20 protein-coding genes and 4 pseudogenes are annotated in these 21,332 nt (G+C 61.8%); 14 read left to right on the top strand and 10 right to left on the bottom strand.

The genetic code is table 11. From position 1 onward, the window contains the following. The first annotated feature begins 269 nt into the window (after nucleotides 1-269). Entirely contained in the window at nucleotides 270-734 is a 465-nt protein-coding gene (locus tag YO9_RS20875; RefSeq protein WP_317259814.1) for a MarR family winged helix-turn-helix transcriptional regulator, read from the top strand. 677 nt (nucleotides 735-1,411) lie between these two features. Here YO9_RS20875 and YO9_RS0110665 read toward each other — a convergent pair. Both YO9_RS0110665 and YO9_RS18085 read right to left on the bottom strand, forming a co-directional pair. After that, the gene (locus tag YO9_RS0110665) at nucleotides 1,412-2,065 is read right to left on the bottom strand and encodes an MFS transporter (RefSeq protein WP_223286423.1); all 654 of its coding nucleotides are present in this window, start codon (nucleotides 2,063-2,065) and stop codon (nucleotides 1,412-1,414) included. Nucleotides 2,066-2,085: 20 nt separating this feature from the next. Next, a complete protein-coding gene (locus YO9_RS18085) occupies nucleotides 2,086-2,634 on the bottom strand; it encodes an MFS transporter (RefSeq protein WP_223286416.1) in 549 nt (182 codons plus the stop codon). 318 nt (nucleotides 2,635-2,952) lie between these two features. Between YO9_RS18085 and YO9_RS0110680 the strand changes: the two genes are divergently transcribed. From YO9_RS0110680 to YO9_RS18105, 9 genes are all read left to right on the top strand, one after another. After that, nucleotides 2,953-4,065, top strand: coding sequence for a Glu/Leu/Phe/Val dehydrogenase (locus YO9_RS0110680; protein ID WP_223286417.1), 1,113 nt, complete (start codon nucleotides 2,953-2,955; stop codon nucleotides 4,063-4,065). After that, entirely contained in the window at nucleotides 4,016-5,236 is a 1,221-nt protein-coding gene (locus YO9_RS0110685; RefSeq protein WP_223286418.1) for a DUF3419 family protein, read from the top strand. Before YO9_RS0110680 ends, YO9_RS0110685 begins: the two co-directional genes overlap by 50 nt. Before the next feature lie 5 nt (nucleotides 5,237-5,241). Continuing rightward, a complete protein-coding gene (locus tag YO9_RS0110690) occupies nucleotides 5,242-6,807 on the top strand; it encodes an aldehyde dehydrogenase family protein (protein WP_223286419.1) in 1,566 nt (521 codons plus the stop codon). A gap of 72 nt (nucleotides 6,808-6,879) precedes the next feature. Then, nucleotides 6,880-7,260, top strand: a complete 381-nt coding sequence (locus YO9_RS18090) for an acyl-CoA dehydrogenase family protein (protein WP_223286420.1) — start codon at nucleotides 6,880-6,882, stop codon at nucleotides 7,258-7,260. A gap of 77 nt (nucleotides 7,261-7,337) precedes the next feature. Next, nucleotides 7,338-7,973, top strand: a complete 636-nt coding sequence (locus YO9_RS18095) for a hypothetical protein (protein WP_223286421.1) — start codon at nucleotides 7,338-7,340, stop codon at nucleotides 7,971-7,973. Between the two features lie 225 nt (nucleotides 7,974-8,198). Then, nucleotides 8,199-9,254, top strand: a complete 1,056-nt coding sequence (locus YO9_RS0110700; protein ID WP_223286424.1) for an aspartate aminotransferase family protein — start codon at nucleotides 8,199-8,201, stop codon at nucleotides 9,252-9,254. Continuing rightward, nucleotides 9,229-9,675: a type II toxin-antitoxin system RatA family toxin gene (locus YO9_RS18100; protein ID WP_016997460.1), complete on the top strand. Its 447-nt coding sequence runs from the start codon at nucleotides 9,229-9,231 to the stop codon at nucleotides 9,673-9,675. Before YO9_RS0110700 ends, YO9_RS18100 begins: the two co-directional genes overlap by 26 nt. A gap of 247 nt (nucleotides 9,676-9,922) precedes the next feature. Next, nucleotides 9,923-10,594 (top strand): alpha/beta fold hydrolase domain-containing protein, encoded by a 672-nt coding sequence (locus YO9_RS0110710; RefSeq protein ID WP_016997461.1) that lies wholly within the window; start codon nucleotides 9,923-9,925, stop codon nucleotides 10,592-10,594. Nucleotides 10,595-10,680: 86 nt separating this feature from the next. After that, a complete protein-coding gene (locus tag YO9_RS18105; RefSeq protein WP_016997462.1) occupies nucleotides 10,681-11,295 on the top strand; it encodes a TetR/AcrR family transcriptional regulator in 615 nt (204 codons plus the stop codon). Nucleotides 11,296-11,344: 49 nt separating this feature from the next. Here YO9_RS18105 and YO9_RS0110720 read toward each other — a convergent pair. Together YO9_RS0110720 and YO9_RS0110725 are read right to left on the bottom strand one after the other, a co-directional pair. Then, nucleotides 11,345-12,567 (bottom strand): annotated as a pseudogene (locus YO9_RS0110720) (IS110 family RNA-guided transposase). Between the two features lie 316 nt (nucleotides 12,568-12,883). Beyond that, complete coding sequence (locus YO9_RS0110725) at nucleotides 12,884-13,498, bottom strand: malonic semialdehyde reductase (RefSeq protein ID WP_016997463.1); 615 nt, start codon at nucleotides 13,496-13,498, stop codon at nucleotides 12,884-12,886. Between the two features lie 247 nt (nucleotides 13,499-13,745). Between YO9_RS0110725 and YO9_RS0110730 the strand changes: the two are divergent. Then, a pseudogene (locus YO9_RS0110730) lies at nucleotides 13,746-14,329 on the top strand (LysE/ArgO family amino acid transporter). 60 nt (nucleotides 14,330-14,389) lie between these two features. Here YO9_RS0110730 and YO9_RS0110735 read toward each other — a convergent pair. The 5 genes and pseudogenes from YO9_RS0110735 to YO9_RS18115 all read right to left on the bottom strand — a co-directional run bounded on the left by YO9_RS0110735 (nucleotide 14,390) and on the right by YO9_RS18115 (nucleotide 17,523). After that, nucleotides 14,390-15,142 carry a succinate dehydrogenase/fumarate reductase iron-sulfur subunit gene (locus YO9_RS0110735; protein WP_016997465.1) on the bottom strand — a complete coding sequence of 251 codons (753 nt, stop codon included), beginning with the start codon at nucleotides 15,140-15,142 and terminating at the stop codon, nucleotides 14,390-14,392. Nucleotides 15,143-15,193: 51 nt separating this feature from the next. Further along, a pseudogene (locus YO9_RS21635) lies at nucleotides 15,194-15,786 on the bottom strand (hypothetical protein). Further along, complete coding sequence (locus YO9_RS0110740) at nucleotides 15,707-16,741, bottom strand: FAD-binding protein (RefSeq protein ID WP_262925659.1); 1,035 nt, start codon at nucleotides 16,739-16,741, stop codon at nucleotides 15,707-15,709. Before YO9_RS0110740 ends, YO9_RS21635 begins: the two are co-directional and overlap by 80 nt. Nucleotides 16,742-16,748: 7 nt before the next feature. Next, the gene (locus YO9_RS20030; protein ID WP_262925660.1) at nucleotides 16,749-17,012 is read right to left on the bottom strand and encodes an FAD-binding protein; all 264 of its coding nucleotides are present in this window, start codon (nucleotides 17,010-17,012) and stop codon (nucleotides 16,749-16,751) included. A gap of 130 nt (nucleotides 17,013-17,142) precedes the next feature. Continuing rightward, entirely contained in the window at nucleotides 17,143-17,523 is a 381-nt protein-coding gene (locus YO9_RS18115; RefSeq protein WP_223286422.1) for a succinate dehydrogenase/fumarate reductase transmembrane subunit, read from the bottom strand. Nucleotides 17,524-18,133: 610 nt separating this feature from the next. On the opposite strand from YO9_RS18115, the gene YO9_RS0110750 reads away from it, so the two are divergent. Genes YO9_RS0110750 through YO9_RS20040 form a run of 3 tightly spaced genes read left to right on the top strand, consistent with a single transcriptional unit; the run spans nucleotide 18,134 to nucleotide 20,467 of the window. Continuing rightward, on the top strand, nucleotides 18,134-19,342 hold the full coding sequence (locus YO9_RS0110750) for a cytochrome P450 (protein ID WP_016997469.1): 1,209 nt from the start codon (nucleotides 18,134-18,136) through the stop codon (nucleotides 19,340-19,342). A gap of 4 nt (nucleotides 19,343-19,346) precedes the next feature. Beyond that, a complete protein-coding gene (locus YO9_RS20035; protein ID WP_031273113.1) occupies nucleotides 19,347-19,790 on the top strand; it encodes a polyprenyl synthetase family protein in 444 nt (147 codons plus the stop codon). Nucleotides 19,791-19,807: 17 nt separating this feature from the next. Then, a complete protein-coding gene (locus YO9_RS20040) occupies nucleotides 19,808-20,467 on the top strand; it encodes a polyprenyl synthetase family protein (RefSeq protein WP_262925661.1) in 660 nt (219 codons plus the stop codon). Between the two features lie 55 nt (nucleotides 20,468-20,522). On the opposite strand, the pseudogene YO9_RS0110765 reads toward YO9_RS20040, so the two are convergent. After that, nucleotides 20,523-21,332: pseudogene (locus tag YO9_RS0110765) on the bottom strand (dihydrolipoamide acetyltransferase family protein); the annotation flags it as partial.

Here is a 21,332-nt window from a genome sequence, read left to right on the forward strand (position 1 = left end):
CTGTTGCAATGACCCATTGACTCCGCCCGCCGATTTCAACACTTTCCTCCCACGAGACTGCCTGCCTGCACTTTCCTCACTTAGCGCTTCTTGGACCGCATGGCCGCTTTAACCGTCACGGTTTCGCCCGCGGTGGCTGCGCTGTCCGGCGAGACGGCGATGACAGTGTCTAAATAGCATGTGCTGTGCCAGGTCATGGCCACAATCTAGACCGCACCAGCCCCCTTGGAACTTGCTATTTTCCGCAGAATAAGTTAGGTTAACTAACTATGGATAAGACTCCCAATGTTGAGAGCCAGTCCCTGGGCCGTGCGCCCCTCGAAAGTGCCGAGAAACTACGAACGGCGCTTCGTCACGGAGTGTTCTTCCTCCGGCGGATGGACAACACGCGGGAACTCACGAGTCAGCAGATCAGCCTCATGTCCATGTTGACAGACGGCGGGGTCCGCATGACGACTATTGCAGCGAACCTCGGAGTCCGTACCCCTACCGCAACGCAGAGCGTCGACCGCCTCATGAAGTCCGGCCTGGTGGAGCGTCAGCCAGACCCTGCCGATGCTCGCGCGGTTCTCGTGAAGCTCACGCGCCGCGGCCACAACGTGATCGCGGCCGAAGATCGCCACCGCAACGAGGTGGTGGCCAAGGTCTCGCGCGGCTGGATGAAAAAGAACTGGCCGCGCTCGACGCCGCCATGCCCGTTCTCGAGAAACTCGCCAGCCCGCTCGGCGGCATGACAGGGGAGCACCAGCCCCGCCCACTTGGCGGTTCGCGTAATACCAGTCACAAAATCAGGGCGACGAAAAAGCGGTTGATGCGCGGAGCACCCGAAGGCAACTTCTCCGGAAGCCAGTAGGTCGGGATGATCAGGATTGAGCAGAAGGTTCCCATGTAAAGTGCCCCGATACGCATGACTTCTGGATCCATTCTTCGCGAGGCGGCCTTCGGCAGAACTGCATTTCAACGAGGTCTACCGTAGCGTCCGGAGACGTCTCAAGACTCACCTCGGAGGAGCGGGTCCGCCGTCATGCCTTATGTTGTGCCCCAATCAGGTGGTGCAGAGGCCGCAAGCAAGGCCAATGATCGCGTGACCTAGTCGAAGTCATTACTCTTCATATGTGGTGACCACATCTCTCCCACGCGTTGAGAGTCGAATCCGGGTGGTGGCTTCCTCTTCCCAGTGATAGGCATGTGACATGCCAGCTGCATCGCTGTTGATTTCGAGTATCACGGGACTGCGGTGCACCGAAGTGGCATCTGATCTGCTGCGCATTCAGGCTGCTTGGAAAAGCGCCGCTGCGCTCAGTGTTTATCCCAGTAGTTTCGTGTCGACATCGTCTCTGCGGTCCGCATCCGCGGAAACGGGATGAAACTGACGTAGATCGTTAAGGACTCGTGTCTTCACGCACGTAGTTTAACGGCCTGATTTCCGACGGTGCTTAAAGCGCGCAGCCGTCAGTGCAAGGGCCGTCAGGCCGGAAATCGAAGCCATCACAAGAAATGCCATTTGATAGGCCGAGCCCGGAATGCCCTGTGCGGCGAAGTTGAAAGCACCGCCAACGAAGGCAACGCCGACTGTTCCCCCCAACTGTCGTGCGGCATGAGCGGCGGCCGAAGTGGTGCCATAAGCGTTCTCGGGAACTTTCCTCAACGCCAGGTCCAGTCCCAGCGGCAGAACCACGCCCAGGCTGATCCCCAGAGGAATACTCCATGCCAGTATAGCTGTCCAGGAGGGCGTCGCGCTCATGTTTAGGAAAAGGAGACAGGCCACAGTTGTTAGAGAAAAACCTGCCTGGCCTGTTTTCCATGGCCCAAGCCGGGCCATGAGAGGTGCGCACAAACGTGTTCCGACGACAAGTGCCAGAATCACTGGCATCAGTCCACCAGCCACCTGAAGGGGATCCCATCCCCAGTCGAAGGCGAACTTTTGTGGTACCAGGAAGACGGCGGCGACCATGACTACGGCAGAGGAAAAAGTCATGGCGATACCGGCGCGGAAGCTCCGTGAAAAGACGACTTCTCTCGGGAAAGCTAAAGACCGGCCCCTTGTGATCTGGGTAAGGCACATCCACGTGACAACCACGCCCACTAAGGCACCCAGCCGCCAGCAAGCATGTAGCCTTCACCGGCGTTGATGCCACCCCAGGTCATCAGCACGAATCCCATTCCGAGGGCGACGGGTAGAGGCCCCGGCTGGACAACGGGGCGGTTTGCGGCCCCGCCACGCACATAGCGGAGAACTCCTGCCAGAGCTGCAAGCGCGTAGGGCACGTTCACGATGAACAGCCAACGGAAGTCCAGGTTTGTCAGCATTAGTCCACTCAGGGCTGGGCCCAGGGGAATGCCGATCGTTGAGATCAAGGCGAGCATTGAAAGGGCCCGAATTCGCTCTTGGCCGGTAAATGTCCGGGCAACCATCGCGGTGGAAAGAGACAAGACGAAAGCGCTGGCAATGCCTTGAATGGACCTGGCCGCGATCAGCTGCCACGAGGTGTCGACCAGGAGAACTACAGCATTGGACAGGGCGAACGCCGCCAGGCCTAACGACAGCGGTAGCCGGAGCTCCCACGGTCGCCGAGGATGCCAGCCATGGGAAGGGTCGCAGCCAACGCCAGGGTGTACGCGCTGGCGTACCACTGGAGCTCGCTGACTCCAGCGTCGAGCGCCTCTGCAATGGCCGGAAGGGCTGTATTGAGGATGGTTATGTCCAGCCCGAAGGTCAGCAGCGCTAGTCCCAGGAAGCTAAGAGCCGCCACCGGTGCTCCGCCTGGATAAGAGGTTCTTGGGAGTGATCCGATGAATTGGTGGTTGAAGGCCGTGAGTTGGAATTTACATCCGGCATGTGTCCCTCAGTCGAGTCCTAGGTGCCTGGCCTGGGGTTGTCAGGCGAAACGTGGCCACTATTACCGGGCCAGACCGGTGACAGTGTCAATTATGCGAGTGTATACTCGTATTATGCGAGACGTCACCTCGATTCCAGGGTTTCGGACGGGAAGGAATAGCGGAATGACCGGAGAGCGCCACAAACTACTCAAGCCGGGTTCTTGGAGCTGGGAGGGGGAGAACTGCACAGTCCACCTCGTGGTGGACACAGTGAAGAACGGTATTGCCATTGGCGGGCTCCGTATGTCTTCCGGAGGCACACTGCAAGAGACTGTGGAACTGGCTGGAGCTATGACAGACAAGCTCACTCTTTTCGGCGTGGCTGCGGGTGGGGCCAAGGTCGTCGTTGGCCCGAAGCCGGGTCGAGATTTCGCGGCCGTCCGCGGCGAAGTTGCTGAGGCGCTCTCAGCACATCTGAGAGCTGGTTTCTTGGTGGGGGAGGATGTCGGGGTTACTAGCGATGAGGTCCGGGAAATCTACGATCTGGCCGGTTTCGATCCCATCGAGAACACGATTCGAATCGTGGGGGGGCATGGCGTGCAGGTCCAGATGCCTCCTGCTGAGCTGGCACAGTTACTAACCCGTCAGTATTCAGGCAGGCTTGCCGGTGAGGGAGTGCTGATAGTTCTGAGGGCAATGGGCCTGGCTCGCCAAGGTCAGAAGATTCGCGTGTCGATCCAGGGCGCGGGGTCCGTTGGTGGCACCATCGCGTCACTCATGGCCGCGGATCCGGCCTTCGAGGTCATCGGGTTGAGTGACAAAGATCACCTTGTATGGAGCCCAGATGGACTCGACACCGAGTGGATCACTAGGAACGTGGACGAGCATGGATCCATTTCCATCAGTGAACTGAAGGCTGGTGCATCGGTTGGTGAGCCAGGTGAATGGATGCTGCCCGACGCGCAAGTTCTCGTCGCTGCGGCACTAGGCGGTTCGATTACGCACTATAACGCGGACGCGGTGCCACCGGGAGCCTTGTGTGTGGTGGAAGCGGCCAATCATGCGGTGAGCGACGCTGCGGCCGGAATATTGGCCCAGCGAGGAATCACGGTGGTTCCCGGCGCGCTCGCGAATGCCTTCACCTCGGTGTGCTTCGGTCTGATGGCCACCGGCCAGGCGACCATGGAAACCGTCCATGAAATCTACGGCGAACGGGTCGCCCAGCTCGTGGAGGGTCTGCGATGACAGCCGCCTTCAGATTGAACTATCCGCTTCCGGGACGTCGTACCGGGTTCTCTCGGCTGCCGCACCATGTAAGGCACATGACCAATGGGCAATTCTTTACTCGACAAGTGATGAGGATTCCCACACCGAAGTCAAGGGACTTCGCATCAGGCCTACGGACTCAGTGCTCAGCGTGACCGGAAGCGGTTGTCGCTCACTGGCGCTGCTGGAGTCTGGACCACGTCGTTTAGTGTCCGTGGACGCGAACCCGGTGCAGAATTATGTCCTCGAACTCAAGGCTGCGGCCATGAGGCAATTGTCACTCTCGGAATACCTTTGCTTTATCGGCTTTGAGCCTGGTCAGCGCCGCGACCGCTTACTAGTCTTCGAAGAACTACGGGAGCACCTGTCCCCTCCGGCGCTGGAGTTCTGGCACGAGAGTCTCATGGCAGTCCGACGCGGGCTGCTATACAGCGGGGCGCATGAAAAGTTCTACGCGGCCTGGATCGCACCCCTTATTGTCGCCTCGCGCCGACGCCAATTGCGGGACCTGCATAATTTCACACAGGTAGAGGCGCAATCACTTTACTTCGAGTCGGAATGGTTAACACCTGCTTGGGAACGGGCAGTCCGGATGTTAGCGCGCCCTCGGCTGATCCGGATTCTCCTGGATGATCCCAGCTACTTCGAGCGAGTGGATAAGGGCAGTGAGCTAGCCGACTACATAAACAATGGCCTGCGCCGGACATTTCGTCGGCACCTGGCCTCTGATGTCGATCTTTTCGGCTTGTTGTGCACGGGACGGTACTGGGACCCAAAGAACGTTCCCTTCTATATGAGACCAGCCAACTACGAGCGCATCAAGTCGCATCTGGACGCTCTTGAGATTGTAACCGCGCCTCTAGGAACATACTTGGCCCAGCAGGAGGAAGCGACTTTTGGGGCGTACTCGCTCTCAGACGTGACCGGCTGGATGCCGCACGAGGACCTGGTGGCCATCCTGCGGGAAGTTGGCCGCACCGCCGTCCCGGGAGCGCGAATCGTGTACCGCGACTTGTTCGCCGAGTCGAACATCGTCGCCATCGAGCGGGAAACAGGGCTCTTTCATGAGTGCGGCCTGTCTGAGGAACTGACAGAGAAAGACAGAGCCCTAGTCTTCACCATCCAAGCATTCCAGGCGGTGGCGCAATGACTTTCATGAACAAGACCAGCATTGATCAAACCGGCAACGAACAAGTGTACGAGGCTAGGACACTGACCTTGGACTCACTCGTGGCCGGAATTCCTGTTCCCTCCGACAAATACGTCCATACGATCCATGCTGACGCAATGCTCACCGATGCGTTCGCTTGGATGACCCGCAAGAGACTCCTAGACCGCAATCGGGCTGAAAGCGGCACCGACATCACCGCGGTCTCAGGCCGAACGGCGCTGGGCACGACGGCCTCCGTCGAATTGGCGTTGCAAGCCGGACACAGTGCCGCGAAGGAATGGGCCTCCCGCCCGGCGAAGGTTCGTCGCGAGTTCGTTCTGCAAGTCAACGCCGCTTTACAAACCGCCGGCGATCAGTTCGTCGAGCTGCTAGTCGCAGAGGGTCACCCTCGGCGATTGGCCGAGTGGGAATTGGATGGTGCCCTGAAGGGGAGTTCCGCAGCCACCTACGACTTTTGTGACTCGCTAGTCGGTAAGTTTCATGAAGTGGCGGGCAGCACGGTCGGCCTTCGGCGTCGACCCGTGGGGCTGGTCGGGATGGTGCCGTCCCAGAACGCTGCGGCGTCCACATCCCTTCTGGGCATTCCTGCCTTGGCCGCCGGGAACGCACTAATCGTCAAGCCACCTCGGAGTTCCCCCCTTGCCACGGCCTGGGTCTGGCAGGAGGTCATCAACCCCGTGTTGGAATCAGTTGGTGCGCCGGCAGGAACCTTGTCTGTGATCTGCGCGCCCCCGCAGGCGACGATCGACCGGTGGCTGTCCTCAGGCGGAGTCGATTGCCTCTTCTTTGTGGGCAGCTCCGACCGGGGACTGCGCCTCGGGCAGCGGTGCATGGAAAACGGCGTAAAGCCAGTCCTGGAGCTGTCTGGTAATGATTCCCTGGTGGTGTGGAAGGATGCTGATGCGCGCTCGGCCGCACGATCGGCTGCAGAGTGCTTCTATGGTTCCGCACAGATCTGCATGGTTCCCAAACGAGTCGCCGTGCATCCGGATGTAGCCGACGAGTTCCTACAGAACCTTGAAGAGGAATGCCGCACCCTACGGCCAGGGTTGCCGAGCGACAAGGACGTGCTCCTGTCGCCGGTGCTCGACCCGATAGGATTCTCTGAGACCCTGGCTGAGGCGGTCGAGCACGGTGCCAAGGTCCTCACGGGCGGACATACAGTGGACCTCGAAGGCAGGCCAGACCCGACCGGCGTGTTCGTGGAGCCGACCGTGGTCCGTTTCTCTGGCACGAGGAACCTACCAAACATCCGCGCCATCCAAGAGGAGACTTTCTACCCACTCCTACCGGTCGTGGTGTGGGAGCCAGGACCGGACGAAGCAATCCTTGATGAGATGGTCGCTTTCACCTGTTCCAACGCCTATGGGCTACGCAACTCCCTGTGGACCGGGTCCCGGGAGGTGGCGGACTACTGGCTCCAACGGGTCTCCAATGGGGGAATCCTAAAGGTGAATACCAGTCACATCGGGTTCTCCGAAATTCTACCGACCCATGGCGGCACGGGACGCTCCGGCGGCCCTTCGGTGAAGCCAACTATCCATCATTGATGACGAGCCAGCTCCAAGCCGTACAGATCGGCCAGGACTCCTGGACGGACGGGGGATGAAATGCAGCAAACCATGAACGCTGACAAGGTCCAGGCCTTCTTGGGTGCCGTATCAGACAAAGGCCTTGAGGCCGCTGAGACCGGCACTCCCGGAATTCTGGATGATTTTCGGTCTTCCGGACTGGGCGGCATGCTCATCCCCGCAGGGCTCGGGGGGCTGGGAATGAGCGCACTCGACGCTGTGCAGTTCGTGATGAGACTCGGAGCGATCGCGCCATCCGCGGCGATTGCCACCGTTATGCATAACTTCTCCGTTGCAGGTTCGTGGCTGCCTGGAAATATGGTGAGGATGCTCTGGAACCTCTGTTGCGGAGAATTGCGGGCCACCGGCTGCTGGTTTCAAGCGGATTCGCGGAACTGGGACAAGGAGGGAAGCTCACCCGGCCATCGATGACAGCTACCCGAGACGGTGAGTATTGGGTCTTGGACGGAATCAAGCGTCCCTGCTCCCTGAGCCGCTCCATGGACCTCATGACGGCCAGCGTTTGGATGGTCGACGGTAGGCAAGAGGTCGGCTATGGCGTGGCCCTGGTCGATGCACATGCCTCAGGTGTTTCCCGTCAACCGGCCTGGTATAACACGGTCCTTGCGGGTGCGGAGAGCGACGCAGTCATACTCAAGGGCGTCCGCATCAGAGGGTATGAGATTTTACGACCTGAGGCGGCCCTTGGCTCTGAGTCCGCCGTGCTGCAAGTCGTGGGCATGAACTGGTTTCTTGTCATGATCACCGCTGCCTATGTGGGGATGGCATGCCAACTTGTCAGCGAGCTTGTTGCAGGAAAATACGCGAATGATCGTCCTGCTAATCACACCCCGGGTCGGTTGGCGGCCTCAGTCCGGGGATGCGGGGTTTTGATAGAGTCCCTCGCCGCTGAGTTGGACTCCGCTTCCGTTGAACCTGCCCACATGCAACAGCGCCTGCTCGATGCCCGGGCCGCCGTCGAGAGCGTCCTGAAAGTACTTGGGGCAGAGACCCCCGACTGCATGAATGGCGCGCAATTCATCGGGACCAGCCGATTGTCCTACCTGCGGGAGGCCATCTCTGGACTGACGTTCCATCCCCCGAGCCGGGACGAGCGGTTCGTCTCGGGCGGAATGGAGATCTAGCCGTGGAGACCGCAACAGCCGCTGATCAGATGCGTCACTGGAACCGTGAACACCTCAGTGCTGGCCGGGCTAGCATTAACGAGTTCTTCGGCGACGAGTTCGAGGTCGGATCTCACGGCAACGTCGTGACCACAGACCGGGGACGCAATCTAATCAACCTGGCTGGCTACGGGGTCAATCTCCTTGGCGGCCTCCACCCGCGCGTCAAGCCGCGTCCAAGACCAATTGGACCGGGCTGGGATGGCGAGCAGGGTGATCTGCGACAGCCTCCAGCCGGCCGCCGCACATGAGTTGGCTGGCACCTTTTTGAGCAGTGACCTCCAGAAGGTCCATTTTGCGAATTCTGGGGCGGAGGCCGTGGAGGCGGCAATCAAGCTTGCTCGTGCCCAGGGTGTCCGCCGGATGATTACGACGAAGGGAGGTTTTCACGGCAAGACCATCGGGGCGCTGAGCTTGACCAACAACCGCACATATCAGGACCCGTTCTTGCCACTCCTACCGGACGTGACGGTTGTCCCTTACGGCGATGCCACGGCTATCCGTTCGGAACTAGCGTCACGCGACGAACGTGCCGTGGTGTTCCTGGAGCCAATCCAGGGAGAGGCCGGAGTGAAGATCCCGCCGACCGGATACCTGGCTGAAGTCTCCAGCGCCTGCCGGGATTACGATGCGTTGTTGGTCATGGATGAGATCCAGACCGGCTTAGGCCGAACGGGGCGCATGTGGGCGCACGAAGCTGAAAATGGATGCCGCCCGGAAATAGTCCTCGTCGGCAAGGTTCTTTCCGGAGGGCTGGTTCCGGTCTCCGCCCTGGTAGCGACTTCAGAAGTCTATGCGCCCTTTGATCGCGACCCGTTCGTACACTCCTCGACATTTGCGGGGAACCCGCTGGCCATGGCAGCGGCCATCGAGACAATTCGTGTGATCCGTGACGATGACCTGCCAGCCCGCTGTGCGGCTGTGGGTGCGGACCTCCTTAACCGGCTGCATCCCTTGGTCCAACGGTTCCCCATGCACCTACAGGACTTGCGGGGGCGTGGTTGTCTGCTTGCCTTGGAACTGAATGACGAGGGGACGGCCGGTGAGCTGCTTCTCGGTCTTCTGGACCGTGGGATCCTAGTTAACCACTCACTTAACTCCGGCTCGGTGGTCCGGTTGACGCCGTCCGCGTACCTTGAGCCGTCGGAAGTTGGCCAGACTGTGGCGGCCATCACGAATGCCTGGAGGGTATCGAGGCCAATGGAGGAAACAGGGTATGAGGAATGTTCATGTCATTGCTGACGCACCGGTCGATGTCCACACGGCTTTTGCTGCGATCACTCGGTTCCAGGACTTCGGAAACTATGCGGATGTCATTGAACGCGTCACTGTGGATGGGGAGGCGCCCAACCGAACCAGCAGCTGGACGGTGAATTTTCGCCAGGGGAAGCTGTGCTGGACTGAACAGGACATCGTGGCAGCCGAATTGAGAACGATCGAATACTCCTTATTGGACGGCGACTTCGAGGTCTTCGAAGGTTCCTGGACTATCGCTGCCGTGGGGCAGATTGCCCGGATTACCTTCACATGTTCTTTCGACTTCGGCATCCCGAGCATGCAGCGCATGTTAGAGCCGATCGCTGGTCGGACCCTGACATCTTGTATCGAAGCGATCATCACCGGGGCTCTTTCGGGAGCACGAATCGTGGACTACCAATCCTGATGACGACCACAGAACTCCGCTCGTGAACGACTTAGTACAGACTGCAGAAAGGGACCACTATGGAATCAACACTTTATGCCACCTGCATTGGACCCCTGAGGGTTACGAGCACAGGAGAAGGGCAGAATGTCGTATTCCTCCACGGGTTGATGACCAATGGAACTGTGTGGACCGATGTCGTTGACCAAGTTGCCGCAGGGCGCGGTGCGTCGTCATAGAATTGCCTTTCGGGGCCCATGACAAGGCCATGGACCCGGATGCGGACCTCTCAGTGACTAGCGTGGCCGAGGCAGTGGCTGGCGTTTTAGCGCGGGCATGTCCAAATGGCTACTGGATCGTGGCCAGCGACACCGGGGGAGTGGTTGCCCAGCTTATGCTGTGCGACCACTCTGGTGGTATCCGCGGAGCGCTTTTACTGCCGTGCGATCTCTATGATAACTTCCTGCCAATTGCACTGCGGTATCTGCAATGGGTGGCCCCCGTTCCAGGAGCCATGCTCTTGGTCAGGTTTGTCTTGGAGATACGGTTGATTAGGTCGTTGCCCATTGCTTTCGGCTGGCTGACCAGGAGCGGACTGAGTCCGGAGTTGGTGCGCCAGACCATCGATCCACTGAAGGACGCGGGCATCCGCCGTGACCTCGTGAAGCTCCTCCGGGCAATCGAACCAGACATCACAAGGAGGGCTGCTTCGCTCCTGCCACAAACCACAGTCCCTGTTCGCTTCCTCTGGGCCACCGATGATCGGCTGTTCCCGGTCCGGATGGCTCGCAAGTTGTCAGACGCAATGGGGCCCATGAGCACATGGACCGAGGTTGACGAGAGCTACTCTTTCATACAGATTGACCGGCCTGATGCTGTGACGGACGGCATTGACAAAATGGCCGGGCTCGGTCTTCGGAGGAACGAAGCTTCACAGTGAGACTGCCTACCGACCGGTAAGATCGGCTGAAGGAATATGGCGCATTTCCGTCATGCCGCAGCTGTCTAACTGTTGGAGGAGCAACCGTGGTCAAGCGCCAGCAACGTGGTCTGGCACGCATGGAATCGATACTCGATGCTGCTCGGACCGTGATCAATGAGCTCGGCTGGGGAAAGACCACCACTAATGGGATCGCCGCTGCTGCGGGGATCTCCCCAGGCAGCTTCTACCAGTACTTCCGCAATAAGGACGACATCGCCGAAGCTCTCATCAAGCAGGCGTTGACTCAATTGAAGGCGGCGCATGAAGCCAGTCGCCAAGAGATCGGCGATGCCTCTCTGGAGTTGCCAGACGCCCTTGACGCTGCCCTTGGCCCGCTCATTGACTTCAATGAGCGCCACCCTTGGTTTTCATCCCTGCTTCGGACTCTAGATCCTCTTACGCCGGTGGCAGCTCTGGTCGTCGAGCTGGAGGCTAAAATGGTTGAGGCCGTGGCGTTGAGCCTTAGCGCTCGCAACATACTCCAACCCGATGAGACCGTGACGGTCGCCCATGGGCTGCTCAGCATCTTTCGGGGATTCTATTCCTACGCCGATCCGTCAGAGCGACCCGCTGACCTGGGTGAGATGCGATTCGCGATGCTCGCTTATCTTCAAGCCCACATGGACACCAGCAGCCCTGCAGACACCAGGTGGAAGTGATTCTTGTGGAGTGATGTTGGCCGGGAAAGCGGTGTCCCTATGGTCTGAGTCAAGCTGCGAGAGTGGCTGACTCAGTCGCAGGAGTGGGTGCTGGTGGCTGGTAGTGAGTGCCGTCGCGGGGCATCGCGCAGATGACGTTGCAGCACCGGTGTGTCAGCCAGATCACCGCGGTGTTGCGGCGTTTGCCCTCTGCGCGTTTGCGATCGTAGTAAGCCTTGGAGATTGGGTAGTGGTTTGAGGCGACCCAGGCTGAGTCGAATAGTGTGTTCTTGAGTCGCTCGCTGTCTGATCGGGCGGGAATCTCGCCTCGGCTCGAGGTGCCGTATCTTCGTGTGTCCAGTGCGATGCTGGCACAGGCCGCGTGATGGCCCGCGGTCTCGAAGGCGGTGCCGTCGCTGATGTTTAGGAGGATCTAGTTTGCGGTCTTGGTGCCAACCCCGGCATGCTCATCAAGACCGAGGCGAGAGGAAAGTCCTCCTGCAGGGCCTCAACTTCCCGAGCCATGCTCGCCCACTGCTGCTTGTGTTCCTCGAGCTGGCCAGCCAATCTGGGGATCACAAGCTCCGCTGTGGCAGTCGCAGGAACGACCACGGTCTGCTCGCCCAGTGCCGTGAAGATCCGGTCCACAAGATTCTCGGGGACGCGGCGGGCGTGGGAACGACCGAACCGCAGCACTTTCCGTATGCCAGTATGTTTGAAGCCGCTCAGGTCACCGAACTTGATCAGCAACTCCAACACTATCCCCGGCGAGAGGCTGCCGCTGGCGAAGGTTCTCTCCGGGGCAGGATGAATCTGGATCAGCAATGATCGGATCCTGTTGAGGGCTCTGGTGGTCTTGTGAGCGAGGTCCTCACCGAAACCGGCCAGGACCTTCAGCGCGGAGGGAATCTCACTGTCTCGGTCGACCTGGCGAAGCGTGTGGGGCAAGGTGCGTGCGGTCTCAGCGATGATGAACGCATCGCGCGCGTTGGTTTTTGAACGGTCCGGGTGCAGGTCCGCGGCCTTCCGCATTGCAAGTCCAGGCAGATAGGCAATGGTGCAGCACGCATCACGTGTCACCGCGATCGGCAGCGTACCAATGGTGTTGGGCTGATCGATGACCGTGAGCACTTCACCTTGGTCCTGGAGGCTTGTGAATAGCTCGCGTAGCTTGGCCTCGTCCTGTGGCAATGGCTTGTCGAATAGGCGGTTCCCGTCGGAGTCGTGCGCGCAGGCGTCGTGGCCCGTTTGTCCGACGTCGAGGCCGATCTCCACGGCGTATCTCGTAGGCATCTCGACACGTCCATCCAGGAGCATCGTTCCTGGACGCAGTTTGGCACCCGATGCCGACACCTACGCTACGAACAGACCTCAGACAAGCTGGCCATATACCTATCAGCGGTCAACGCGTGTCTCTCGACCGGGTGACAACGCGCCCGGACCATGAATGGCAGGGCAGTGAAGCCGTACCTGGTCGAGCGACCGGAACCCCGTCCATCAAGGGGGCTCACAAGGTAACGGGAGCGTTGAGAGCACCGAGGATGTCCTGTATGCCGACCACCTCCGTCCGCGCGGGCAAGACTACGTCTGCGAAGTCTGACCCGCGAGATCAGATGGTCTCGGTAACGTCCTCGGCGTTGAAGCGCGGGTTGCGCGCGTACTCCGGCTCGACCGGGGTGCCCAGGTTGACCACCACAATGGAGTGCTTGCCGGTGCCCTCGAAGAACTCCTTGTCCACACCGGCGGGGTCGAAGCCGGTCATGGGGCCGGCGGCCAGGCCCGCGGTGCGGGCGGCGATGATGAAGTAACCCACCTGGATGTGGGAGTTGGCCTTGCCGCTGGTGATGCGCATGTCGTCGTTCTCGTCGTACATGCCCTTCATGTGCGGGGCGGCCGGCAGGAACTCGGGGAAGTGCTCGTGCCAGTTCTCGTCGTAGGACAGGATGGCGGTCAACGGAGCGTTGCGGGTCTTCTCCTGGTTGCCGCGGCTCATGTGCTTGACCAGGCGCTCGCGGGCCTCCGGGGACTCGACCCAGGTGATGCGCATGGGCTGAGAGTTGAACGCGGTGGGGCCCATCTTGGTGAGTTCGTAGATGGTGCGCTTCTGCTCATCGGTCACGGGGGCGTCCGTGAAGTGGCTCGCGGTGCGGGCATCGCAGAACAAGCGATCCACGGCGTCCTGGTCAATGGCCACGGTCAGGTCAGCGGTTGCGGTCTCAGTCATCAAGCGTCCTCTCGTCGTTCTCCCGGTCCGCACCCACGCCGATGACGCACGCGCACCTTCCGAGAAATTGTTTCGTCGGAAAGTATAACGAGACAAACACCCGATGTAGTCCCGATGTAAGGAAAGTAACGTCCTTACCTGGACTGATGACCATGCAGCTGTTTGTGACAAGGCACGCCGCCACGGGTTTCCGGTGGTCACGGGCAGGGTCTAGTTTGGTCCAGTGACTTCTGTCTTCATCCCCGGCATGCTGACCGGACTGGCCCTCATCGTGGCGATCGGTGCTCAGAACGCGTTCGTCCTGCGGCAGGGAATCCGACGTCAGCACGTGTGGGCCGTGGTGCTCATCTGCATCGCCTCGGACGTGTTCCTGATTTCCGTGGGAACCGCGGGGATTGGGTTCCTCATTGAACGCGTGCCGTGGTTGCTTGAAATCTTCCGCTGGGGTGGGGTGATCTACCTGGTGGGCTTCGCGATTCAATCGTTCCGTTCGGCCATGAAACCGCAGGGTCTGCAGGCAGCGGAAGAGGGTGGTGGCTCCCTCAAATCCGTAGTGCTCACGACGCTGGCCCTGACCTGGCTGAACCCCCACGTGTACCTGGACACCGTAATCATGCTGGGCAACCTGGCCAATCAACAGGGCGATCAACGATGGGTCTTCGCAGCAGGAGCCATCATGGGGTCCGTCATCTGGTTCATCGCACTGGGTGCGGCGCCAAAGCGCTCTCGCGGGTCTTGAATACCCCGCTGACCTGGCGCATTGTGGACATCATGGTGGGCGTGGTCATGCTGACCATTGCCCTAAAGCTGGCGCTGAGCCCGGCGGTCTAATCATCGGGACTGGGCCACGGGGTCAAACTTTCCCCTTCTGCGGTTGTCGAGGCGCAGTACTCAGTCATCCCGATTCCGCCGCACGGCGGCACGGGCAGCCTCACGGTTCACGGCACTGATAGCTGACAGGGGAATGCCCGCGGGGCAGACCTCTGCGCATTCGCCGTAGACCGAGCACGGGCCGAACTCTTCCTCGGCGGACTCCACCACGCCGCGGGCACGTCGTCCGCGCTCCGGCTTGCCCTGGGGAAGCGTGGCCAGGTGAGTGAGCAACGAGCCGGTGAACAAGTGCGACGACCCGTTCGGGCAGGCTGCAATGCACGCGCCGCAGCCGATGCACGCCGAGAAATCCAGGGCTCGCTCCGCCATGTCGAACGGGATCTGGCGGGTGTCCGCATCCGGGGCCGTGCCGGCGTCCACGGATACGAATCCGCCCGAAGCCACCACACGGTCCATCGCGGAACGGTCCACCACCAGGTCACGAACCACCGGGAAAGCTGAAGACCTGAACGGCTCCATCCGAATATGAGCGCCGTCCGAGAATGACCTCAGGTGCTGACGACACATGGGTGTGTGCGGCTCCGGCCCGTGCGGGACGCCGTCCACCGTGATGCCGCACGTTCCGCAGATGCCCTCGCGACAATCGGTATCGAAGGCAATCGGGTCATCCCCGGCTTCGACCAGCTGCGCGTTGAGTCGATCCAGCAGCTCGGGCAGGGACATCTCCGCCGCGGCGTCATCCACGGTGTACGTGACGAATTCCCCGGCGTCTTCATCGGATGCTTGGCGCCATACCTCAATGGTCAGTTTCACGGTCGGTCTCCTCACACGTGACAACGAATCGCAATCTCTCACGAACCGCCATCACTTGTAGTTCCTGGTCTGCAGCGGAACTGTCTCGAACGACAGTGGTTCCGCGTGCCGTATGGGCGTGCCCGGGTGCTCGGGCGTGCCGGGCACGTGCTCCCACGCGGATACGAACGCCCAGTTCTCGTCATCGCGCTGCGCTTCGCCGCCTTCGGTCTGGTGATCCTCACGGAAGTGCGCGCCGCAGGACTCGTCGCGGTCCAAGGCATCCAGCACATGAGTTCGGCCATTTCCAGATAGTCGGCCACGCGACCCGCGCGCTCGAGTTCCTGGTTCAGCTGCCGCCCCGTTCCCGGAACTCGCAAGTCATTCCAAAATTCCGAACGCAAGGAGCGGATCTCGTTGAGGGCAGTTTCCAATCCGGACACCGTCCGGGACACTCCACAACCCGTGTACAAAATGTCGCCGAGTCGCCGGTGGAAGTCGTCTGCACCGCGGGTTCCACCGATGGACAGCAGCTGCTCCGTGCGGGCCTTGACGTCGTTGATCGTGGCGCGTACGGCGTCGTCGTCAAGCGACAGGGGAGCGGTCCCGAGGTGCGAAGCCAGGAAGTTGGGGACGGAGAACGGCAGGGTGAACCAGCCATCCACGCACGCCGAGAGCAGTGAGTTGGCGCCCAACCGGTTGCGCGTGATAGCCCCATCCGGCCTCGCCACCCACGAACAAGCCGGGTACTGAGGTCATCATGTCGTAGTCGCTCCACAGCCCACCCATCGCGAAGTGCGCGCCCGGAGCGATGCGCATGGGCTGGGTGTAGGGGTCCTCACCTGTTGCATCGAAATACATGGAGAACAGGTTTCCGTAGCGCTCCTTGATGGTCGGCTTGCCCAGCCGTTCCATGGCGTCTCGGAAATCCAAGTACACGCTGTTCTTAAGCGGGCCCACGCCGTGGCCCGCCTCGATCTGTTCGCGCGCCGCCCGAGAGGAGATGTCTCGCGGGGACAGGTTGCCGTACGCGGGGTACTTGCGCTCCAGGTAGTAGTCGCGCTCGTCCTCGGGAATCTCGTTGGGTGGGCGGTCGTCACCGGCCCGCGCCGGAACCCAGATGCGTCCGTCATTACGCAGCGACTCACTCATCAGCGTGGTTTTGGACTGCCAGTGCGAGCTCACGGGCAACGCTGTCGGGTGGAACTGGATGAAGGACGGCGAGGCGAAATACGCCCCGCGCTTGTGCGCCCGCCATGCCGCGGTCACGTTGGAATTGTGCGCGAGGGTGGAGCGGAAATACACGTTGCCGTAGCCGCCTGTGCACAGCACCACGGCGTGCGCGGTCTCCGCCTCGATCTCGCCGGTGTACAGATTGCGGCACACCACGCCCTGCGCGCGGCCGTCCTTGACGACCAGATCCAGCATCTCGCGGTGCGTTCGCAGGCTCACGGTGCCGGTGCTCACCTGGCGTTGCAGCGCCCTGGACGCCGCCACCTGCAGCTGCTGTCCGGTCTGCCCGCGCGTGTAATAGGTGCGCGAGACCTGCACGCCGCCGAACGATCGGGTGCGCAGCTCGCCGCCGTACTCGCGGGCGAACGGCACAGCGATCGCGTCCATGTGTTGATCACGCGCACGGATTCCTCACCCAGCCGGAAGCAGTCCGCTTCCGCCCGCGGAAATCCCCGCCCTTCACGGTGTCCTTGACGAACCGCTCGAGCGAATCGTTGTCCACCTTCTTCGCGCGGGCCGCGTTGATACCACCCTGGGCGGCCACCGAGTGGGCGCGGCGGGCGGCGTCGTGGAAGGTATAAACGACGACGTCGTACCCCAGCTCCCCGAGCGCGGCAGCACATCCTGCCCCGGCCAGTCCCGTACCCACCACAATCACGCGGAACTTGCGCCGGTTCAGCGGGCTGACCAGTTTGTAATCGAGTTTCCGCCGGGCCCAGGCGGTGGCCGGATCGCCTCGGGGATTCGGCCGTCCAGGGGCTCGGATGCGCGTTCGGTCAACGGGGAGCTCATGAAATCAGTCCTGTCAGAACAGCCACGGGAATGGTGATGTTGCCCAGGGCGACCAGCAGGGCCACCAGCAGGGCCACGGCGGACAAAATGTTGCGTGCCTTGGATCCCACACCGACACCCATGTCGTACACCGCGCTGACCAGGCCGTGCAGAAGGTGCAGGGCCAGGGCCACCATGGCCGCGATGTAGATCAGGGACGCCGGCCAGCGGCTGAATGAGTCCACCAGGTTGGAGTACGCGTGGGATGTCTCGTGGGTGGCCGCTTGGAAACCGTCCGGGGCCGCGGGGGAGGTGCCCGTGGTGAGGTCCAGGACGTGGAAGATCACGAACAACAGCAACACCACGCCGGTGACGAGCATGGATCGGCCGGCAAACACGGAAAGGCCCAGACCGCGGCGTCGGCGAATGCTGGGCGCCGGGCACCCCGCGAGCCCGCCGAGCCCGAGATTTCAGGATGAGGGCGCACACGATGTGCGCGATCACGCTGACCACCAGCACCACGCGCAGGATCCAGAGCAGACCCTCGTAGGGGAGCACGGGGTAGAACGCGTTGCGCAACCAGTGCGCGTAAGAGTTGAAGGACTCGGGGCCCTGATAGACCTTGAGATTGCCGATCATGTGGACCAGGACATAGGCCGAGAACATCAGGCCGGTAATGGCCATGATGTATTTGGCAGCCACGGATGAAAACCGGCTGCGGTGACCGGCGCGCGTAACGGGCGCAGATCCACTCGGACGTACGGGGGCGGGTGCTGACATGGCGGCTCCAGCTTCGTAGACGGAAGCTACGGACGCAGCCCCCGGCGACCTCTGACCTCAGTTTATCCGGGGTGTCCTCAGCATTGGGGGTATGGCGCGCTATACCTACTCATGGTTTCGTGAGTGACAATGGGTGGTGTGAGTGCCGAACGAATTGCGCCTGACGGCCCCACTGAGGCTTCTGGCGGCGACCAATGCCCGGTGACGGGGCGGAGCGACAGCCAGGTCATGGATCAACGAAAAGCCACCGATGGCGAATGGGCCACCGGTATCCCCATCGAGCGGGTGGGCAATGGCTGGCGCATCAGCTCTTTGGATCTGGCACGTCAGGTACTGCGGAGCCAGACGACTTTGCAGGCGGGATTCCGCGCTGAACAAGTGCGCGCCGGACTGCGCAAGTCACGCCATCCCGTCCTGTTCTCGGACGGCCCGGAGCACCGCGAGCAGCGCTCCATGATCGCTCGCTTCTTCGCGCCCACCACCGTGGACACCACTTACCGCGAGCTCATGGACCGGTACGCCAAGGAAACGTTGGCCGAGCTGGAGCGCACCGGATCACTGGACTTGGGCGAGGCCGCCATGGGATATTCCGTGCGCGTGGCCGCCCACATCGTGGGCCTGGACGGCACCGATCCTGACGCCATGGGGCGACGCCTCATGAAACTTTTCGCCAACGACGCCGATCCCACCGAGACACCCCGCAACGCTGTGCACAAGGTGTGGTTCACGATTCGCTCGTCCCTGAACAGTCTGCCGGTTGCCACGTTCACGTGGTACGACGTCCGCCCGGCGGTCAAGTCCCGCAAGAAGGAACGCCGCGAGGACGTGATCTCGCACTTGCTCGATCAGAACTACACGCTCGCGGAGATCGCGACCGAGTGCCTCACCTACGCCGCCGCGGGAATGGTCACCACTCGGGAATTCATTGCCATGGCGGTGTGGCACATGCTCGACAACCAGCCGTTGCTGGAGCGCTTCAAGGTGGCGGGCAAGGGCGAACGGTACGCGATTCTGCACGACATCCTCCGCCTGGAACCGGTGGTGGGTCTGATCTACCGGCGCGCTACCGAGGACATCGAACTCGAACACGATGGTCAGAGCTACACGATTCCCGCCGGCGACATGATCACGATGTCCGTCAAGGACACCAACGTGGACCCCGAGGTCTTCAAGCAACCCCGGGAAGTCTGCCCCGAGCGGAAGCTTCCACGCGGGGCTCGCCCCGAAGGCGCGGCTTTCGGCGACGGCGCTCACCGCTGCCCGGGTCATTTCGTCGCCATCCAGGAGACGGACGTGTTCCTGCGCGAGTTGTTCAGCCGCGGGATCGAGCAACTGGCCGCACCGGAGCTGTTCACCGATGCGTTGATTGCCGGATACCGGGTGGAGGGGTTGCGAGTTGGGCTCGCCTCAGCCGGTCAGAGCGGTGTGCTGAAATAGGGGCATGAAAAAGTACTCCTCCTACACGCAGAGCGGCACCGGCCGGCCCGTGGAGGAGTTCACCGCATCCAAGTCCCTCCAGGGGTTCTTGAACAACGCCATTGAGCGTGCGGAAGAGGTCAACCCTCGGTTTGCCGAGCTGTGGCGAGAGATCGCCCGCGTGGCCAACGGCGGCAAGGGTGTGCGCCCGCAGCTGCTGCACATGGCCACCCATTCCTATCCGGCCCGTCCCGTGCACCCGGTCATCAATGCCGTGGGTGCCGGATTCGAGCTGCTCCACACGGCCCTGCTCATCCACGATGACGTGATTGACCAGGACGAATTGCGCCGCCATCAACTCACGGTCAATGCTGCGGCGGAACGGCGCGCGGCGACCCGCATGGCGTTGGCGCCCGAGCGACGTCGGCGGGGGGATCCGAACACGCGAAACAGTACGGGCGCAGTGTAGGAATTCTGGCCGGTGACCTGGCGCTCACGGGTGCGTACCGGCTGATTGCCACGTCTCACGCGCCGGAATCGCGGTTGCTGCGGTTGCTCGCGATCCTGGACGAGGCCGTGTTCCGATCCGCGGCCGGAGAATTCCTGGCTGTCGAACACGCTCTGCCCGGGCTGACCGTGTCCAATCAGGAGATCTTGCTGGCCACGCGCTTGAAGACCTCCGCCTATTCGTTCGAAGCCCCACTCACAGCCGGTGCCGTGCTGGGCGGCGCTCCCGTGGCGGACGTCAAGGCCCTCAGCAGTATCGGCCGCGCTATGGGCACCGCCTACCAGCTCGTGGACGACGTCCTGGGGGTGTTCGGTGACCCCGAGCAGACCGGAAAATCGGCCCAGTCCGACCTGCGCGAAGGCAAGCGCACCATGCTCATCTCGCTCGCGGAGCACGGGCCGTACGGCCCCAAGCTGCGGGAGATTCTGGACCGGGCCGCACTCGAGGGCCTCAGCGACGACGACGCCCACACCGCCAAGGACTTGCTGGAACGGTGTGGTGCGCGCGCAGGTGTGGAGCGGATGGCCGAGCAGGCCGCCCAGCGGGCCAAGGGATTGTTGGAGGACTCCGAGCTTCCGGCCACCCTGGTGGAACAGCTGACGGAGACCACCGACGAGATAGTGCGGCGGACCCAGTAGGTCCACCGCACTATGCACTGCCGCCGGAAGTCAGGCCCGGCCGGTATCCGAGAGGTTACATCCGCAAGAAGGCGCTGGTCGGGTCCTCCACGGCGTCGGCGACGAAGCGCAGGAATCCGCCCGCGGAACCGCCGTCGCACACGCGGTGATCGAAGGCCAGAGTCAGGGTGGTGACCTTGCGGACCGCGAGTTCACCGTTGACGACCCACGCTTGTCGATGATGCGGCCGATACCCAGGATGCCCACCTCGGGGTGGTTGATGATGGGCGTGGCACCGTCCGTGCCGAACACGCCGTAGTTGTTCAGCGTGAACGTGCTTCCGGACAGTTCCGACGGGCTGGCCTTGCCGGAGCGAGCCACCTCGATGACCTCGCGCATGCGCTGATTGAGTTCCACGGTGCTGAGCTGATCCGCGTTACGCAGGTTGGGAACCAACAGGCCGCGCTCGGATTCCACGGCCAGGCCCAGGTTCACGCCGTCGAACCGCAGGATCGAACGGGTGCCGTCCTCGTGGGTTTCGATCCGTGAGCACAACTGCGGGTACGCGCGCAGCCCGGCCAGCGTGAAGCGGGCCAGCAGCGCCAGCAGACTCGGCGCGTTCTCCGGGTCCTTGGCCTTGTAGCTCGCGCGCAGATTCAGTAGCTCGGTCGCGTCCACGTCCACCCAGATGGTGGCCTCGGGAATCTCGGTGCGCGAGCGCGACATGGCCTCGGAAATCGCCTTGCGCACGCCCTTCACGGGTTCGCGCTGGGCCACGGCCAGGCCGGTTCGCGAGTCCACATCCTGCCCGTGCGTGCCGCCGGCATTCGACGACGACGACGTCGCTGCCGGTGCCGCGCCGCCCTGTCGGAAGCGAGTGGCCGGG

The organism is Kocuria atrinae C3-8 (assembly GCF_000286355.1).
Lineage (GTDB): Bacteria > Actinomycetota > Actinomycetes > Actinomycetales > Micrococcaceae > Kocuria > Kocuria atrinae_A.

Coding starts and splice junctions, on each gene's coding strand:
- YO9_RS20875 (WP_317259814.1), top strand. CDS start 270: ATGGATAAGACTCCCAATGTTGAGAGCCAGTCCCTGGGCCGTGCGCCC.
- YO9_RS0110665 (WP_223286423.1), bottom strand. CDS start 2,065: ATGTGCCTTACCCAGATCACAAGGGGCCGGTCTTTAGCTTTCCCGAGA.
- YO9_RS0110680 (WP_223286417.1), top strand. CDS start 2,953: ATGCGAGACGTCACCTCGATTCCAGGGTTTCGGACGGGAAGGAATAGC.
- YO9_RS0110685 (WP_223286418.1), top strand. CDS start 4,016: ATGAAATCTACGGCGAACGGGTCGCCCAGCTCGTGGAGGGTCTGCGAT.
- YO9_RS0110690 (WP_223286419.1), top strand. CDS start 5,242: ATGAACAAGACCAGCATTGATCAAACCGGCAACGAACAAGTGTACGAG.
- YO9_RS18090 (WP_223286420.1), top strand. CDS start 6,880: ATGAACGCTGACAAGGTCCAGGCCTTCTTGGGTGCCGTATCAGACAAA.
- YO9_RS18095 (WP_223286421.1), top strand. CDS start 7,338: ATGACGGCCAGCGTTTGGATGGTCGACGGTAGGCAAGAGGTCGGCTAT.
- YO9_RS18100 (WP_016997460.1), top strand. CDS start 9,229: ATGAGGAATGTTCATGTCATTGCTGACGCACCGGTCGATGTCCACACG.
- YO9_RS0110710 (WP_016997461.1), top strand. CDS start 9,923: ATGGACCCGGATGCGGACCTCTCAGTGACTAGCGTGGCCGAGGCAGTG.
- YO9_RS0110725 (WP_016997463.1), bottom strand. CDS start 13,498: ATGACTGAGACCGCAACCGCTGACCTGACCGTGGCCATTGACCAGGAC.
- YO9_RS0110740 (WP_262925659.1), bottom strand. CDS start 16,741: ATGGACGCGATCGCTGTGCCGTTCGCCCGCGAGTACGGCGGCGAGCTG.
- YO9_RS0110750 (WP_016997469.1), top strand. CDS start 18,134: ATGGATCAACGAAAAGCCACCGATGGCGAATGGGCCACCGGTATCCCC.
- YO9_RS20035 (WP_031273113.1), top strand. CDS start 19,347: ATGAAAAAGTACTCCTCCTACACGCAGAGCGGCACCGGCCGGCCCGTG.